Origin of the sequence: Paenibacillus sp. BC26, from assembly GCF_900116125.1 — a bacterium.
Taxonomy (GTDB): Bacteria; Bacillota; Bacilli; order Paenibacillales; family Paenibacillaceae; genus Paenibacillus_Z; species Paenibacillus_Z lignilyticus.
Window position 1 is genome coordinate 558,884 of record NZ_FPAD01000002.1, and the last position, 15,829, is coordinate 574,712.

Annotated in this window: 12 protein-coding genes; 2 read left to right on the top strand and 10 right to left on the bottom strand. The window is 52.1% G+C overall.

Annotation, left to right across the window (positions count from 1 at the left end; translation table 11 throughout):
• Positions 1 to 62 precede the first annotated feature (62 nt).
• The 6 genes from BM412_RS18855 to BM412_RS18875 form a co-directional block, all read right to left on the bottom strand.
• Positions 63 to 962 (bottom strand): carbohydrate ABC transporter permease, encoded by a 900-nt coding sequence (locus tag BM412_RS18855; protein ID WP_091221729.1) that lies wholly within the window; start codon positions 960 to 962, stop codon positions 63 to 65.
• 13 nt (positions 963 to 975) lie between these two features.
• Positions 976 to 1,950: an ABC transporter permease gene (locus BM412_RS18860; RefSeq protein WP_091221731.1), complete on the bottom strand. Its 975-nt coding sequence runs from the start codon at positions 1,948 to 1,950 to the stop codon at positions 976 to 978.
• 246 nt (positions 1,951 to 2,196) lie between these two features.
• Entirely contained in the window at positions 2,197 to 4,371 is a 2,175-nt protein-coding gene (locus BM412_RS18865; protein WP_091221733.1) for a helix-turn-helix domain-containing protein, read from the bottom strand.
• Between the two features lie 301 nt (positions 4,372 to 4,672).
• Complete coding sequence (locus tag BM412_RS32555; protein WP_256256444.1) at positions 4,673 to 4,807, bottom strand: hypothetical protein; 135 nt, start codon at positions 4,805 to 4,807, stop codon at positions 4,673 to 4,675.
• Positions 4,808 to 4,905: 98 nt separating this feature from the next.
• Positions 4,906 to 5,085: a hypothetical protein gene (locus BM412_RS18870; protein ID WP_091221736.1), complete on the bottom strand. Its 180-nt coding sequence runs from the start codon at positions 5,083 to 5,085 to the stop codon at positions 4,906 to 4,908.
• Positions 5,069 to 6,193, bottom strand: a complete 1,125-nt coding sequence (locus tag BM412_RS18875; protein ID WP_091221738.1) for a hypothetical protein — start codon at positions 6,191 to 6,193, stop codon at positions 5,069 to 5,071. Before BM412_RS18875 ends, BM412_RS18870 begins: the two co-directional genes overlap by 17 nt.
• 226 nt (positions 6,194 to 6,419) lie before the next feature.
• On the opposite strand from BM412_RS18875, the gene BM412_RS18880 reads away from it, so the two are divergent.
• Positions 6,420 to 7,289, top strand: a complete 870-nt coding sequence (locus BM412_RS18880; protein WP_091221741.1) for an SPFH domain-containing protein — start codon at positions 6,420 to 6,422, stop codon at positions 7,287 to 7,289.
• A gap of 357 nt (positions 7,290 to 7,646) precedes the next feature.
• On the opposite strand, the gene BM412_RS18890 is transcribed toward BM412_RS18880, so the two are convergent.
• Positions 7,647 to 8,636: an SDR family NAD(P)-dependent oxidoreductase gene (locus BM412_RS18890; RefSeq protein WP_091221746.1), complete on the bottom strand. Its 990-nt coding sequence runs from the start codon at positions 8,634 to 8,636 to the stop codon at positions 7,647 to 7,649.
• Positions 8,637 to 8,741: 105 nt separating this feature from the next.
• Between BM412_RS18890 and BM412_RS18895 the strand changes: the two genes are divergently transcribed.
• The gene (locus tag BM412_RS18895; protein WP_091221749.1) at positions 8,742 to 9,293 is read left to right on the top strand and encodes a TetR/AcrR family transcriptional regulator; all 552 of its coding nucleotides are present in this window, start codon (positions 8,742 to 8,744) and stop codon (positions 9,291 to 9,293) included.
• A 152-nt stretch (positions 9,294 to 9,445) separates the two neighbouring features.
• Here the strand turns inward: BM412_RS18895 and BM412_RS18900 are convergent, their stop codons facing one another.
• The 3 genes from BM412_RS18900 to BM412_RS18910 all read right to left on the bottom strand — a co-directional run bounded on the left by BM412_RS18900 (position 9,446) and on the right by BM412_RS18910 (position 15,694).
• Positions 9,446 to 10,102, bottom strand: coding sequence for a hypothetical protein (locus BM412_RS18900; protein WP_143111654.1), 657 nt, complete (start codon positions 10,100 to 10,102; stop codon positions 9,446 to 9,448).
• A gap of 25 nt (positions 10,103 to 10,127) precedes the next feature.
• A complete protein-coding gene (locus BM412_RS18905; RefSeq protein ID WP_091221754.1) occupies positions 10,128 to 10,679 on the bottom strand; it encodes a HupE/UreJ family protein in 552 nt (183 codons plus the stop codon).
• A gap of 74 nt (positions 10,680 to 10,753) precedes the next feature.
• On the bottom strand, positions 10,754 to 15,694 hold the full coding sequence (locus tag BM412_RS18910; RefSeq protein WP_091221757.1) for a CehA/McbA family metallohydrolase: 4,941 nt from the start codon (positions 15,692 to 15,694) through the stop codon (positions 10,754 to 10,756).
• Positions 15,695 to 15,829: the final 135 nt, after the last annotated feature.

Consider the following 15,829-nt stretch of genomic DNA (forward strand, 5'->3'; position numbering starts at 1 on the left):
TTCACGCACATGCATCCTTACCGCTAATTGCCGGCATCACCTCCAGGACCGAATATGCCCGATTATCCTTTCAGGGAGCCGATCAGAATGCCTTGTACAAAATACTTCTGCACAAACGGATAAATGGCGAGCACCGGTACCGTTGCGACGACGATAAGCGAGAATTTCAATAAGTCGCGGAGTCCCTGCATCGCGGACATTTTATTGGCGTCCACCATCATGCTGGAGTCGATGGAATTAAGGATTAGTATATTGCGCAGCACGATTTGAAGCGGAAACAGCTCCTGCGACTTCAGGAATATAAGCGCTTCGAAGTAGGCATTCCAATGTCCGACCGCATACATGAGCACAAGTACGGCCAAGATCGGCTTTGAGAGCGGCAATACGACCCGAAATAAGAAGCCTAAATCTGAGCAACCATCGAGCTCCGCAGCTTCGCCAAGCTCCTTGGGAATGCTGGATTGGAAGAAGGTTCGGGCAATAATAACCTGCCAGACCGCCATCGCGCCCGGTAAGAGCATGGCCCACCTGGTGTCCAGAATGCCGATATTTTTCACCGTCAAGTAATACGGAATCAGACCGCCGCTGAACATCATCGTGATCACTAAGATCACCATGATGGCATGTCGACCATAAAACGTCGATTTGGACAGCGGATATGCCAGCATAACGGTCAAGGTGACGTTAATTAAGACCCCGAAGCCCGTGTAGAAGAGCGAATTGCCGTACCCCGTCATGATCATCGGATTGGAGAAGATCGCTTTGTAGCCGGCTAAGCTGAAGTCCACCGGAAACAACCACACTCTCCCGCTGATTACCGCCTGCGGCGAGCTGAAAGACGAGCTTACGATATACAAGAGCGGATATAGAACAGCCAGCAGGATGATTCCCAAGAAGGCATAAACCAGCGTCAGAAACAGCTTGTCTCCGAACGATTCCCGAATTGCGTTTGAACGCGCCACCTGCGAACCCCTCCTACCATAAGCTGCTGTCTGATAGGCGTCTTGCGAAATAGTTGACGCTTAACAGCAGAATGAGATTGATGACCGAATTGAATAAATCGACGGCGGCTGAGAAGCTGAAGTTCGCGCCAAGCAGCCCGATCTTATACACGTAGGTCGAAATAACCTCCGAGGTGCTCGTATTGAGCGGGTTTTGCATTAAGTAGATTTTTTCAAAGCCCACGTTCATGATCTGCCCGACATTCAAGATGAGTAATATGATTGCCGCAGGCATAATGCCCGGGATATCGATATGCCACACCTTCTGGATACGCGATGCCCCGTCCACTCGGGCCGCTTCATACAAATCGGTATTGATTCCGGCTAAAGCCGCCAGGTAAATAACCGCGCCGTATCCAATCCCCTGCCACACGTTCGACCATACGAAGATGCTGCTGAAGTAGCTGGGAATCCCCATGAAATTCACGGCTTCCATGCCAAACACGCTCAAGATATGATCGATAAAACCGAGCCTTGGCGACAGGAACAGAATAATCATGGAAACCATGACGATCGTCGAGATAAAATACGGCGCGAACGTCACCATTTGCACGATTCGTTTGAAGCGCATGCTTCGCACTTCATTCAGTGCAAGGGCCAGAATAATCGGTGCGGGAAACCCGACGAGCAGCGAGTAAAGACTGATTACAAGCGTGTTCTTAATGAGCAGCCAGAAGTTCGGCGATTTGAAGAAGGTGTTAAAATTCGTTAAGCCCACCCATTCGCTGCCGAGAAAGCCTCGTACCGGACTGAAATCCCGAAAGGCGATTTGAGCCCCGTACATGGGGATATATTTGAAAATAAACAAATAAGCAAGCGGAAGCAGTACAAGCAAATAGAGCTGCCAATGCCGCTTCACGCGTTTGCCCCGATCCCTCAGCAGGAGCGAGGTGCCGCTGACACGAACTTCCGATTTCTCCCTTTCGATGACTCCTGTCGATGAAGGCATGTTGTCCCATCACATCCCCTATTGAAGTGTTGGCCTTGATTGCTTTCAACGATAAAGGACGCGGGATACAGGCCGCAACAACCACTAATCCACCTGATGTTCAATTTTCCAAAGCCGCGCCGTTATTGGCTTTGCGTCATGGACCGCTCAACTTTCCGCAAGCGCTCAACTTTCCGATTTCCGCTTGTGAACGACAATAGAGGCCGCCCATGAGCAATGCTTCTGCTCGCGGACAGCCTCTATGATTTACATCGCATGGCGCTTACGGAAATCAACCGGCGATATGCCTTCCACTTTGCGAAAAACGCGCCGGAACGTCGCCGCATTCAAGTAGCCGACATGCTCGCCGACTTCCTGGATGGAATCTCGCTCCTCAAGCAGCCGCTTCTTCGCTTCGGCGATACGCAGCTGAGATAAGTAATCCAGGAAGTTCTCGCCGAACTCTTCTTTAAAGAGCTGGCTGATATATTTGGCACTGATGCCGAATTTATCTCCGAGATATTCGAGCGACAGTTCCGGATTCGCGTAATGTTGTCCAATATAGCCTCGAATGTTCTGCAGGAGCTGGTGATGCAGACGACCGCTGTACATGCGCCCCATTTTATCGGCAAAGGATTGCAAAGTCACACTAAACAGGCTTTGAAGCTCATCAAGCGTTTCGAAATCGTCAATGATTTGGCGTAAGGATACCGCAGCCTCGGACATCCATACCTCGTAATAATCCTTGGAAGCTTGAGAGAGCTGCAGATCCATATGGGCGACAAAATAACGGCACAGCTCGTTGATCTCGCTCTTGGGCAGACAGCAGCTTCGCATACCGCTGAACATGGCGTCGAAGCTCTCTCTCCAGTTCTCTTCATGAAGGCGAAATTGCTGAATTAACCGATGGATCGCCTGCAGATGTTTGTTGGTTGCTTTCGCCGAAGGGCCCTGCTGCGACTCGCTATAATGGATGACCCGGTTGTGGCCCAGCGCGGCTTTGAACGTCAGCGCCTCCAAGGCTTGTTTGTTGGAAGCGCCCGCCCCTTCGGCAGCCGCCTCCCCCAGTCCGATTGTCACCGAGAAAGCCAGATGCTGATGAATCCACGCGGTAATGTGCTCGCAGATCGAATCTGCCTTGTCGTAGGAGGTGTCCGGCATGAATAGAATGCCTGTCATTTGCAGCGGGGTGGTCCACTCCAGCCAGATCGGAATATCGTGCTGCGTGAACAATTCATGGGCCGCGCTGCTGATGACGAATTTGAATAGGGATTGGTCGCGGCTTTTATACTGATTGAACACTTGCTCCGGATGATCAATCTCAATGACGAATACCCGCTGCTTATCATGCTGCGGAAGTGCCGACAAGTCATCGGCTGCCGCCTGAGCGCCGCTCTCAAACTGCAGCAGCTCCCTGAAGATCGCATTCTGCTTCCGGGCAGCCGAGGCTTCGGCTTCTTTGCGAAACAGCTTCGTCTGCTCGGCAAAGTTGTTGATCGCCGTCTCGATGAACGTAAACTCATCCACCGCGAGCCTTCCCAGCGTCGGCTTCCCCGATCCGAATTGATCCTGAATGCGGAAGACGAGCTCTTCGATCGGCTTATAATTCTTGCGCGTGATGTACACAATCGAGACGCCGCCCGCCAGAAAAATAATCAATCCCAGCACGAGCCAGATGCTGGAGAGATTCGACATCACGGACACCATTTTGCCGTTCACGATGCCGCTCTCCACCGTCCAGCCGGAATACGGCGATGCCAGGCTTGCGAGCACCTTCCCGGTTTCAGACGCCTCCCCCTGCTTGAACAGCGGCTTGCCTTCGCGATCGTACAGCTGAACGAACGCTTGCTGCGGATCGTACATCTCTTTGATGATATTCCGAAGGGATGCCGCGCTGACATTCACGACTACGAGCCCGTCGGCGCCGGGTCCGACGGAGACCTTATGCACGAGGCTGATCACATTCTTGGGCTTCTGGGCGACCAGCTCGCGATAGGGACGAATCGCGCTCCACGAAGAGGAATTACTCTCCTTGCTGTACCGCTGGCTGCGAATAAAGGCGTTGTCTTCAAATTCGTTCAGCTTGGTTGTCATCCCGCTGAAGACGATGCCGTCCTTATAGCGGACCAAATAATAGGAGTCGATGATCGACATTTCCTGCTGTAATTGCAGCATCCGATTCACGACCTGATAGTTCAGAAATACGTTGTCGCTGCCCTTCTCGAGGAAGAAATCATTCAGCAGCTTGCTGGATACCAGCTCGCGAATCATCATCGTGTCCAGCGTTTTCAAGCTGACATCGACGGTTTGGAGCAGCTGCCCCGCGAACACTTTACTGGATTCTTTGGTATTCCGGTTGTTTTGCTCGACGAGCGTCTGGAAGAATACGAAGAAGAGGAAGGAGAACATGATGAAGAATATCGGAAGGTAAGACCAGATCATCTTTCGCAGCCATATACGGGTCAAAGTACCACCATTCCTTTATAAGGAAGTTTGCACGCATTCATAGGCAATCTCACGATGTAAACGCATTCACGGATTACTTCTCATTATACCCATAGGTGTATTCATCGTCTATGTCGGGCATGGAAGGACAATAACTTATTTTCCAGATTATTGATGCTGCTCCGGTTCAGACGTTCTGACCTGCATGATCATCATCAAATAACAAAGTCCTGATAATCCGCTAAGGACCATCAGGACTTTGAATGTTCGCCGCATTGGCGGCTTTATTTAGAGATGGCTATTTCGTTTTGCGGTTGAACTTCTCCAGCATGGCCTCTCTGCGAGAACGCCGATTGTCTAATATCTCTTCTTGCGTTCGGTCTTTGACGGGAACGGGCTTCGGACGAAACGGAACAATCTTCTTCTTACTCATACTATTCACCCTTCTTGAGAGAATAGTAGTCAGTGTTGCCCGGAATTCGATCTATTAAACAGAAAAAGCCTCTTGGCTTCTACCAAAAGGCTTCCATATTATCGCGTTAATTGATATAGACGTTCGATGGTTTGCTCTGTCGTGGAAGTGAGTTGACCAATCCGCTTCAGCAGCTGCTCACGCTGTTCTCGGCGTTTCTGAATAATCGATTGTTGGGAAACATCCTTCACCACTCGAATCGTACTGGCAAAATCAGACGCATTACTGTGCTCCGGCATCCAAGTCAACCTCCTTCTGAGAAAGCATTCGTTTCTGGATCGTCAGACAGAAAGCGTGAATCACTCTGCGAATCTGTCTTGACTCTATGATATCATTATCCAAAATCAGAGACAAGGCACGCTCATCGTCATCATCGAAGTGAAAGCACCACACCCACGTCTCCTCCTCCAGCATGTCCATGCGAAAGGCAACAACATGTCTCCCCGGATACGGATTATTGGAGTAGGCTTGTCCCATCATATCCTTAGCCGCTGCTACAGCTGCAAAATCTTGATCGCTACCCAAATCAAGGTCCCTTTTCTTTCCCGTGGTTCCCTTGTCCATCATTAGTTTAAGGGTATTTCCTTCCTGCCGGTATAAAGAGAAGCCGGATATGAAATCCAAATCGGTAAAGGCGAGCGCGTCATTCACATATCGATATTGATTCTCCGTGATGGCCTTTAGAACCTTGGTTAACGTGTAGACCGCACTATCCGACTCTACCAATTCATCCTGCAGTGTAGCGATTGCCGCTTCCTGCTCGGTAATGGTAGTCTTCAGCTCAGCAATGCTGGTTTGCATAAAATCATGCTGGCTTTGCGAGTAGGCCACAACGTAAGCGACGCTGGAGGGATCTTGGTCATGCTGGCTGAATACGGCATTAACGAGATTATATAAGCCTTCGAAGGTAAAGTCGTCCTTCTTCACAAAGGGAGCCCATACCTGTTCGTACTCGCGCGGACGTTTAGCCTTGAAGGCTTCCACATGAAACTCAGGCTGTCCGATTGCGGCCATTTTATGGATATAGGCTTGGACGAGCAAATAATAGATGATGATCATTAGCGCCAAAGCTGCGAAAATACCGATCCAGAGCGGCCACTGCGCGTAGTTCCCCGCTGTAACTCCCGCTGCAATAGGTCCGATTATGGGCAACGTCGTCCAGGAGATCCCTTTGAGCAGCTTAGCCTGCTTGAAATAGCCGCTAACCGTTTTCACCGGCCCTTTCCAAGCCTTGCCTCGCCATCGTTCCCCATTTTGATTACGCATTGTTTTGATGATCGGGTCTATGTCGCCCTTGATCCCGCTCAGGTAGCTATGATAATTGGTCTGAATCGATTTGATTACCATTCCTGATTAGTCACCTCAATTCATGATACAACAACCATGCGGACAAAGCCTAGATTTACTTGATAAATTTCCCAACAGGCTTTGGTCGCTTGCGCCTACGATTCGTTAGAACTTTACGGCCTGCAAAATAAATGAAACTTTCTTCACGAAAAAATGTAAATTACTACTAGATGTGATATCATATAAATATCAACATACTATCTAAGAAAGCATGAGGTGTCCCCTGATGATCGAAAGGAAAGCTTGGTACGTAAATGGGTTTGTTGCACTGCTGATCCTTGCCGTACTGCTGGCAGGCATCATTGTTTGTTTAGTCACGGGAGTAGGTGAATCACCTAACTGGCTTCTTATCTCCTGTTCCGTGGTACTCACGCTGATATTTCTCATTGGACTAAGTTCCCTGGTTATCGTGCAGCCGAATCAAGGCAAAGTCATTACCTTCTTCGGAAAATATGTCGGCACCGTGCTGGACAGCGGTTTTTGGATGGTGATGCCCTTCGCCGCCCAACGAAACGTGTCGCTGAAGGTACGCAATTTCAACAGCCAACAGCTTAAAGTAAACGACGCGGAAGGGAATCCGGTGGAAATCGCGGCTGTTGTCGTCTTTAAGGTCGTCGATACGGCTAAAGCCTCCTTTGAAGTTGACCAGTATGAGAAGTTTGTAGAGATTCAGAGCGAGACGGCTGTCCGCCATATCGCCGCCCAATATCCGTACGATAACTTCGCGGATACCGATAAGCACTCCTTGCGGGGTAACGCGGATGAGGTCGCAAATGAATTGATGGCCGATTTGCAGAATCGTTTGGCCATTGCCGGTGTTCAAATTTTGGAAACCCGTCTTACGCACTTGGCTTACGCCCAAGAAATCGCCAGCGCCATGCTGCAGCGTCAGCAAGCTTCCGCAATTGTAGCCGCTCGTCATCTCATCGTGGAAGGTGCCGTCGGCATGGTCGAGATGGCTTTGCGCCGCTTGGAGGAGAAAGGCATCACCCTTGACAGCGAGCGCCGTGCCGCGATGACAAACAATCTTATGGTGGCGATCGTATCCGATAAAGGCGCGACCCCGGTCATTAACGCGGGCACGCTGTATACGTAAGGTGTGATGACTTATCTCAACCGATAAGAAAGCTTTTCTGCTTCGACTCGATCCCGTCATCTACCGCGCGCTTGAGCAATGGGCCAACGATGAATTCCGCAGCGTGAACGGGCATCTGGAATTCGTCATTCGCGAGGCGTTAAAGCAGGCGAATCGTTTGCCCGGTCAACCGAAACGGATTTCGCCCGATGAAACGGAGTAACGAACCTGCCAAACAACCGCATCCAATGGATGCGGTTGTCGCACGGAATCATGTACATTTTCTGCAGTGCCGAAGACATGCCCGAGACCCGATCGAATATGATCGGGTCTTTCTGTATCCCTTCCGTCTTCCTAAGTTATAGAATAATTAGTTAATCAATCACGACTCGCAGGAATCGTCCCGTGCGGAATGTGCAGGAGTTCTTCGCTGATTGTCCAAAGCTTCTCGGCCGACGCCGGATCAATGGCCCATGGACGGACTCCGCGATGAAGTTGGCTGTCTGCGGATACAATCTCTGCGATATCGCCATCTTCGCAATAGACGCCGCCTTTATCATTCAGCATCGGACTGACTGCGCACCAAATGGCTGTGGCGGCGCCTTGCTCGGCGGTTTTGAAGCCTCCGGAGGATGTATAAGTGCCGTCTTCGTTCCGTCTCACACCCCAAGCAGCCAACTCCTCGTTGCTCATGTTTCGGGATAAACCCGACAGGATGGCGCCGGGATGAACCGCAAATGCACGAACTCCGTGCTCGCGGCCTCGTTTATCCAGCTCTATAGCAAACAACGAGCACGCGATCTTTGATTCGCCGTAGGAGACAAACTTGTTGTACGGCCTCATGGTGAAATGCAAATCGTCGAAATCGATGGGTCCAGACATATGGCCAATGGACGAATAGGAGACAACCCGAGCATTCCCGGACTGCTTCAGCGATTCCCATAAACCCGCAGTTAGTTGAAAATGTCCAAGCGAATTCGTCGCGAAATGGGTATCGAAACCACGGTCGTCATGAGTCATTGCAGGGAAGCAAACACCGGCGTTCAGAATTAGAAGATCGAGCGCACGATCGGAACTACGGAATACCGCGTTGAACGCGTCAATCGAAGAGGGATTCGCAAGATCGAGCTTGATGACCTCGACATTCTTAAGAGGAGCAAGAACTTCATGTGCTTTATTAACATCACGAGCACCGACGATGACAGTGGCGCCTGCGCCTGCAAGTGCACGCGTTGTTTCCAAACCGATGCCACTATGGCCACCTGTAACGATTGCGACTTTTCCACTGAGGTCATGTCCAGCCAGCACCTCATGAGCGGTCGTATCGGGCCCGAATCCCGAATGTAACGGTTTTTGTTCAGTCATCATATGGTAATTGCTCCTTTTGAAATCGTATTAGACAAAAATCATAAAACGTCTATGTGTCTATAATATACAATTGGACAAATCGTGTAAAGTGTATAAAATGGAAATATGGACGACAAAAAGAAGCTGCATATTGTTGCGACGGCGTTAGAGGTGTTCTTTAAGTACGGTTATAAGCGGGTATCGATGAACGAAATTGCGGAGGCTGCGGGCATTTCGCGCGCAGGTCTCTATCTATACTTCAAAAACAAGGAGGAAATGTTCAACGCTGCGATTGTTTACCACGGCGACATTCTCATAGAGGAGATCCAGGAAGGGTTGTCTGCCTATAAAACGGAGGAGCAACAGGTTTTATACGCCATTGATGTATGGACGATCCGTAACTTCGACGATTCGCTGCGTTCGCCGGAACATAAGGAAATAACGGACAGCTCTTATCAGTTCGCCCGGCCGGCGCTTGACACAAGCTATGGAAAATTAGAAACAATCCTTGCTGCCTTGCTGGAGAAGAACGTTATTACAGCAGGTGGTATCACTCCTGCGAGATTGGCGCATCTGGTAGTAAGCGCATTACGCGGCTTTAAAACGGTTGCCAAGAGCTCGGACGAGCTTCGCCAAATGATTCAGGACTTGCTCCGGATCGTGTTGCAATTCGAGTAAAAAACTCTCCGTTCTCCCAGCGGAAAATCACTCCTTAAGAACATAATAAAATAAAAACAATCCGCGCAAAGCGCGGATTGTTTTTGCTTTTCATTCACAAGATAAAGCTAATCTGACGTGATAGTCCCTGCTTCTCCGGCTGTCCAGCACGCCTACGCTTTCTTCAGCGTCCTGCGGCGCTTCCACAGCGCCGCGCAGAGCGCCAAGAGCAGCGATAGACCGGCTAGTCCGCCAAACTTGACCATGGTTTGCGACGGCACAGCCGACCATCGATGCGCAGCAGCTTTGCCGTGGTTCCAGATAAATGAAGAAGCGGCTTTCGTAAACACAACGTCCTTTGTCTCTCCCGCTAACTGAATATGAGCCATGTTGAGATGGTGGACAAAGCCTTCCTTTTGAAAGAATGCGTACTCGATATCGAGATTCTCGACCGACTCCGCGAACGTAAACAGCAAATCGGCTCGTACCATCGGCAGCTTGCCCTTCTCCGTCAATTGAATTTCCCCAATTACGGGTTCCGCCGTGGCTCCGCCGCTTGAAAGCTGCAGACCGGTTCCCATAAACGCCTTCAATGCTTCCGCCTGGGTTTTGACTTCCGCTTCGTCCACGTAACCGTCCGAATTGAGATCCAAATCAACGAATTCCATAAGCTGATAGGGATCCATATACAACGCGTACTCGACCGTAGCGCCTTCGACTGCAACGTCCGAATAACCGACCGGCTCGAAATGCGCCGATGCCGCGATCGGCCAAGCGGCAAGCAAAGCGGCCCCAAGCAGGAGGCCTGCCATGTATCTCTTGATCTTCATTACGTTCATAGACTCTCCCCGCCAATTAAAGAAATTGCTGCGTCATGCGCTCGACAAACCAATACAGCCCGAAGCATGCCACTACCGCGGATCCCCCGGATACGAGAATTCGCTCGTCCAGTTTCGTCTGCTTAAACGCCCAGATCAACGGCAGTACGGCAGCCAGAACCATGATTTGACCGACCTCGACGCCGAGATTGAATGAAAAGAGCGGCACCACGAATTCGTCCGACAGCGTTCCGCGCAAAATCTCCGAGAAGCCGAAGCCGTGAATCAAACCGAAGAAGAGCGTTACGATCCAGCGGTGGTTCAATTTTTTGAGGAACAGGTTCTCAATGGTGATGTATACAATCGACAGCGCTATGAGCGGCTCGATGATCGACGGCGGCAGACTGACGAGCTCCAGCGAGGACAAAGCGAGCGTCATGCAGTGCCCCACCGTAAAGGCAGTCAGCACCTTCAAAATATCGAGCTTCGACATTCTCGCGATAATCAGTCCGCATAGAAACAGCAGGTGATCGTACCCCGATAAAATATGTTCGATGCCCATGGTCAAGTATTGCAAAAAATTCCCCACGATAACATACTCCTTCCGGCTAAGAAACAGCCGGGAATACGGAGTATTCCGTATTCCCGGACCGATGAATGCTATTATTTGATCACTTGCAGGGCGGACATGATGACCTTGACGGCCTCAGCCCGCGTCGAGATCGCATCCGGCACGAAATTACCGTCGCCGCGACCTTCGATGATGCCTTGCTGCTTTAACTGCTCCGCTAGGCTGCGCGCCCAAGTCGGAATCGAAGAGGCATCGGCGAATGTCGACGTCGTGCCGTCAGCAACCAACCCCATCGCTCTCGCGAGCAAAGCGATCATCTCAGCCCGGCTTAGCGGCTGGTTAGGACGGAACGTATTGTCGTTGTAGCCGGTTACGACACCGGCTTTAATCGCCTTGCCTACAGTGTCTGTCATCCAACCCGGGGCATTCGCCAAATCCTTGAACGGCAGCTCCGCGCCGGCATCCCCATAGCCCATCGCCCTGACGAGGACGGCCAGGAACTCGACCCGCGTAATTGCTTGGTTTGGCTTAAATGAGCCGTCCGGGAAACCATTAATCAGACCGCTGTCGACAGCTTGTTGAATGAAGCCCTTCGCCCAGCTTTCCTTAACGTCGCCGAAGATCTGGTCGACCGGCTTCGAAGGAGCAGGATCGCTTGTCACCGGCGGTTCTACAGGCGGTTTGGCCGGCTCTTCCGGCTTGCTCGGCTGCTGCGGAGTTGTCGGTGACGTTGGTTCGCTAGGGTGTCCTGGACCTGGCGGCTTGATGGAGACCGTAACCGTCGCAGTCGTGGAAGTACCCTTACCGTCACTGACTTGATACGTGAATGTATCCGTTGACTCCGTCTGAACGTCAGCCGACGGGGTATAGACCGCTTTGCCGACAGCAGGATCCGCAATGACAGCATTGCCTTTGGTTCCATTATCAACGATCGCGTAAGTCAACGGATCTCCGTCCGCGTCCGTACCTTTAAGTGTGACGTCGATGGCGACGCCTGTCGTCGTATTGACCGAGATGTTATCCGCGACCGGCAAATGGTTGCCCGGCTTGATCGTAATGGTCACCGTGGCCGTGTTCGAGTCCATGTGACCATCGTTAACTTTAAACGTGAAATGGTCAGTGCCCGATACACCGGCTTGCGGCGTATACGTGAAACTTCCTGTCGCCGGGTCGGCAATGACGGCCGAGCCCTTTTCGCCGTTTGTGACGATAGTGTACGTCAATGTGTCGCCTTCGTCCGCATCAGCCGCGGACAGGGCTGCATCCGTCAGCGCTACGTCCTGGTTCGTCTCGAAGCTGCCATCCGCCGCCACAGGTGCGGTATTCGTAGGCGCTTCTTCGTTAATCGTAATCGTCACCGTCGTCTCAGCCGACGTCAGTTTGCCGTCGCTTGCTGTGAACGTGAAGCTATCCGTTCCCGGCTGCGCGCCTTCGTTAGTCACATACGTGAATGCGCCAGTCGCCGGGTTCGTTACGGTTGCGACGCCTTTCGTACCTTGCGTTGCAATTTGGTACGTCAACTGGTCGCCATTCGCGTCAGCAGCGGCAAGCACGCCGTCCACCGGATGCCCCACTGTCGTCGTATACGAGCCTGCTTGGCCGACCGGCGCTTGATTCGCCTCGACGGTGACCGTTGTAAGGATTTGCAGGTTGCCGAAGGAAACGGTCACGACTGCTTGTCCCGGCTTCACGGCAATCAGGTTGCCGCTATTGTCGACCGCGACAGTACTCGCGTCGCTGCTTGTGAAAGCCAACTTGCCCGTGGCGGACAATGCACGAGTCGACTTGTCGATGTAAGTACCGGTCACGCCAAGCACGGCCGTTTGGCTCTCGAGCAGCTTCGGATTCGGCTGTTCAAAGCTCATGCTTTGCGGTACATTCACGCCATCCGTCACCCAGATCGGGTTCGAGAACGCGAATTTGCCGCCGGTGCCTTCGAGCTCCATCCGGTAGAAGTCACCGGGCACAGCGTTATCCTGAACGGTTTGCGTCCAGCTAGTACCGGTTAGGGATTTAAACTCTTGCACTACCGTTCCGTTCTTGATCAAGCGAGCGGTCGTCAAACCGCCCGGAGCAGATCCGCTCAGCGTGATCGTCGCCTCGCCGCCGGCCGGATCGACCGTTACATCGGAACCGATCGGTTTGCCGTTCACGGTGATTGCCAAGTCAATATCGCCATTCGTGCCGTACAGCATGCCCGAGCGAATCGCCTTGTAGACGTCTTCCTTGGACAGCTTGTCCATATACGCTTTGATATGCGGATCGCCGACCTTGCCCGGGTTATGGGCATCGGAGTTCGCGAGTCCGATGATATGCCTGCCTTGCTTGTTCAATTCATCCCACTTGGCGAACGCCTGGGCGTTAACCGTATGCTTCGGCGGATAGAAACCGTTCCAAACCTCGATGCCGTTGTAGTTCTTGACGCTCCAGTCTTCCCATTCCAAACCCGGATAGTATGGATGCGCGATGAAATGCATCCCTTGGCCATCGTTGTTGGCGCGCGTCTCGTCGATATAACTTTGCGCAGGCTGCGCCCAGTTAATGAGACTCGAGATGTCGTACGCGAGCGAGTGCCCGGTGCCTGTTGTCACTTCTTCGCCGAGCAGTTCAACGAAGTCGGGACGGTTCTCCTTCAGAACATCGTCCTTCTGCTTAATGGAGTTATGATCCGTTGCCGTCAGGAAGTCCAATCCTTTGTTGCGTGCGACCGTTGCGTTGTCATTGATTGAACCGCTGCCGTCGCTGTATCGGCTGTGCGTGTGGTTGTCACCGGCATACCAGCCGGGACCATTCACGAAAACCTGCTCGGTCTTGACGGTATACGCCGCGCCGTCCTTGTCGATGTCGACTTCCAGGTTGCCGTGCCCACCGCTGCTTGCGCTCAGGTTCCACGATACGGACTGAGCGCCATGCGCCGGGATGTCCGGGATCGGCTGCGCCAGCACGTCCGTAGTCGTGAGGTTCGCCGGCAGCTTCAGGTTAACGGCAAGGCCGGACACCGACTGCTCCGATTCATTCGTCACCGTCAGCGTCGCTTTGAACGTATCGCCTGTCTCCAGATTGTTCTTATCTGTGGCAAGGTCCATGCGAATGCCCGTCTGCTCGCTGATCAGATCGTCGTAGACGTTGTTCATCGCTGTGCTCTTGTCCACGAGCCCTTCCGTCCCTACCGCTACGAGATGGCGCAGCATGCGGAACTCACCGCCGGCCGGAACCGTGATTTGCTTCTCGCTTATGACGTAGGTGTTATTACCGAAGACTGTGAAGCCGCTGAAGCTGCTGTCATAAATAATACCGTATTCCTGTCCGGACGTGCCGTATTGAGCGAACCAAGGAGAGGACGGCGTATAGGTGTCCAGCGTAGGCAATTGACCAACGCCCGGCACATACGAGATCGTGCCCGGTCCATCATGATCGAGCGCATCACCGGCAAAAGCCGTCAGGTCCGTATCGGTCGTGTTCTTGAACACGGTCTCGGCATCGATCCATTGTTTACCCGCTTTGACGGAATAGGTCGTCTCCACCTCAATGCCCGGCACCTCGGAGTACGTGCCCTTCACCTTGACGGACGCTTCATCCGGCGTGACGCTGCCCACGTCTACGCTCGTCGACGTGACCGTCTCGACGTCCCACGGGTTAGTAGTTGGCATGGCGCCCTTCCGCAGGTACGGAAGATTTATCCAGTCCAGATCATCCTCCATGCCCTGCACGGTAAAATCCAACGGACGGCCGACCGAGTTTTTCAACTGAGAGTCGACGGTCGTCTTCGCAATCGCCATGGCAACCTTCGAGTTCTGCAAGACGATGTCATCCATGGAACCTTCAGACATCGACCCGAGAAGGTGAACACCGGTTCCCGCGCTGACGGATATAGGCTTCATCGCATAGTCCATCGGATATTGTATCGTCGAATCGGACGTGATTTCCACAGAGCTGGACTTCGCTTCGTAGCCCGGTCTTGAGGCCGTCAGCGTATACGTATTAGCCGGTAGATATAATTCATACTTACCCGCGGAATCCGTTGTCACGGTACCTGCCACTTGCGCGTTGATGTTCTTAGCGACAAGCGTCACGCCTTTAATGCCGTTGCCCGTCGTCGTGTCCGTCATCGTGCCGCTGACCTTGCTGTAGTCGGGCACAGCGGGATCGAGTACGGATAACTCCTTGGCGTATGCCGAGAAATTATCGTACGCGTTACCGCGCTCGGACGGAATTTCCGTAATGTGGTACCAAGAGATCTGCCTACTCTCTCCTGCTTTCACGCTGGCGTCAAACCAAGCGCCAAAATAAATATCGTTACCGTGAATGCCCGTCGGCTGGTTGTCCAGCCATGCAATGGCATGAGCCGGCTCGCCCGAGGAGGTATCTGTACCGTCATAAATATAGTTTTCGCTCCAACCGGAGGTCCGCAGACCCGGATACCAGCCTATCCCCGGCGCATAGGAAACCTGCGCACCCGGCACGTCGGGATCAAGCGAATAAAGGAAATAACCCGCGAAATCCTTCGTGTCCGTGTTGTTCAGCGTCAGCGTCATTTTCATTACCGGTGCGTCCGGGAGCAATTCGTATTTCACTGCACTTTTGATTTTCGCATTACTATCCCACTGACCCGACGCTACGATAGAGTCGCCGTCGACCGAGATATTGCTTAAATCCAGCTGCAAGCCCGTTTGGGCATATTTGTTGTTCATCGTCGGACTGAGAACGAGCTCCGCCCAGTCGAGCGTTTCTTTCATGTTGGCTTTCGGATCCTTGGAAACGAAATCGACGGGCCAGCCTTTCTTGAAAGAGCCTTGTGCATTGTTATTCCCGACTTTGTTGGAAATGACCGCGATAGCTTCGTCGTTCTGGACGTAGTAATACTTATCACCGGCATTTACGTCCTTGCCGGTCGTCCCGTTCTCGTACGTAAAAGCCGGTGCTTCGGTCGATGTACCGGCGTTTCCTTCCAATGCGGCAAACGATTTGCCGTATGGCAGCATGCCAAATAGTAGTGTTGCAGCAATTCCAGTATTAAGCCATTTCTTCCACATGAGATTGAATAAACTTCCTTCCCGGGTTTTGTCTTCTCTTCCTATCTCGCTTTATTCATCCTTATGTCTCTCTTGATCTTGTTTCAACGGATAAAGCAAGATTCATATTACTCGCGGTCTGTTAGACCGATGTTC

Excerpts from the sequence above, each read along its gene's own strand:
- BM412_RS18895 (WP_091221749.1), top strand. The coding sequence starts at position 8,742 with ATGGACGACAAAAAGAAGCTGCATATTGTTGCGACGGCGTTAGAGGTG.
- BM412_RS18890 (WP_091221746.1), bottom strand. The coding sequence starts at position 8,636 with ATGATGACTGAACAAAAACCGTTACATTCGGGATTCGGGCCCGATACG.
- BM412_RS18870 (WP_091221736.1), bottom strand. The coding sequence starts at position 5,085 with ATGCCGGAGCACAGTAATGCGTCTGATTTTGCCAGTACGATTCGAGTG.
- BM412_RS18875 (WP_091221738.1), bottom strand. The coding sequence starts at position 6,193 with ATGGTAATCAAATCGATTCAGACCAATTATCATAGCTACCTGAGCGGG.
- BM412_RS32555 (WP_256256444.1), bottom strand. The coding sequence starts at position 4,807 with ATGAGTAAGAAGAAGATTGTTCCGTTTCGTCCGAAGCCCGTTCCCGTC.
- BM412_RS18860 (WP_091221731.1), bottom strand. The coding sequence starts at position 1,950 with ATGCCTTCATCGACAGGAGTCATCGAAAGGGAGAAATCGGAAGTTCGT.
- BM412_RS18865 (WP_091221733.1), bottom strand. The coding sequence starts at position 4,371 with ATGATCTGGTCTTACCTTCCGATATTCTTCATCATGTTCTCCTTCCTC.
- BM412_RS18910 (WP_091221757.1), bottom strand. The coding sequence starts at position 15,694 with ATGTGGAAGAAATGGCTTAATACTGGAATTGCTGCAACACTACTATTT.
- BM412_RS18880 (WP_091221741.1), top strand. The coding sequence starts at position 6,420 with ATGATCGAAAGGAAAGCTTGGTACGTAAATGGGTTTGTTGCACTGCTG.
- BM412_RS18900 (WP_143111654.1), bottom strand. The coding sequence starts at position 10,102 with ATGAAGATCAAGAGATACATGGCAGGCCTCCTGCTTGGGGCCGCTTTG.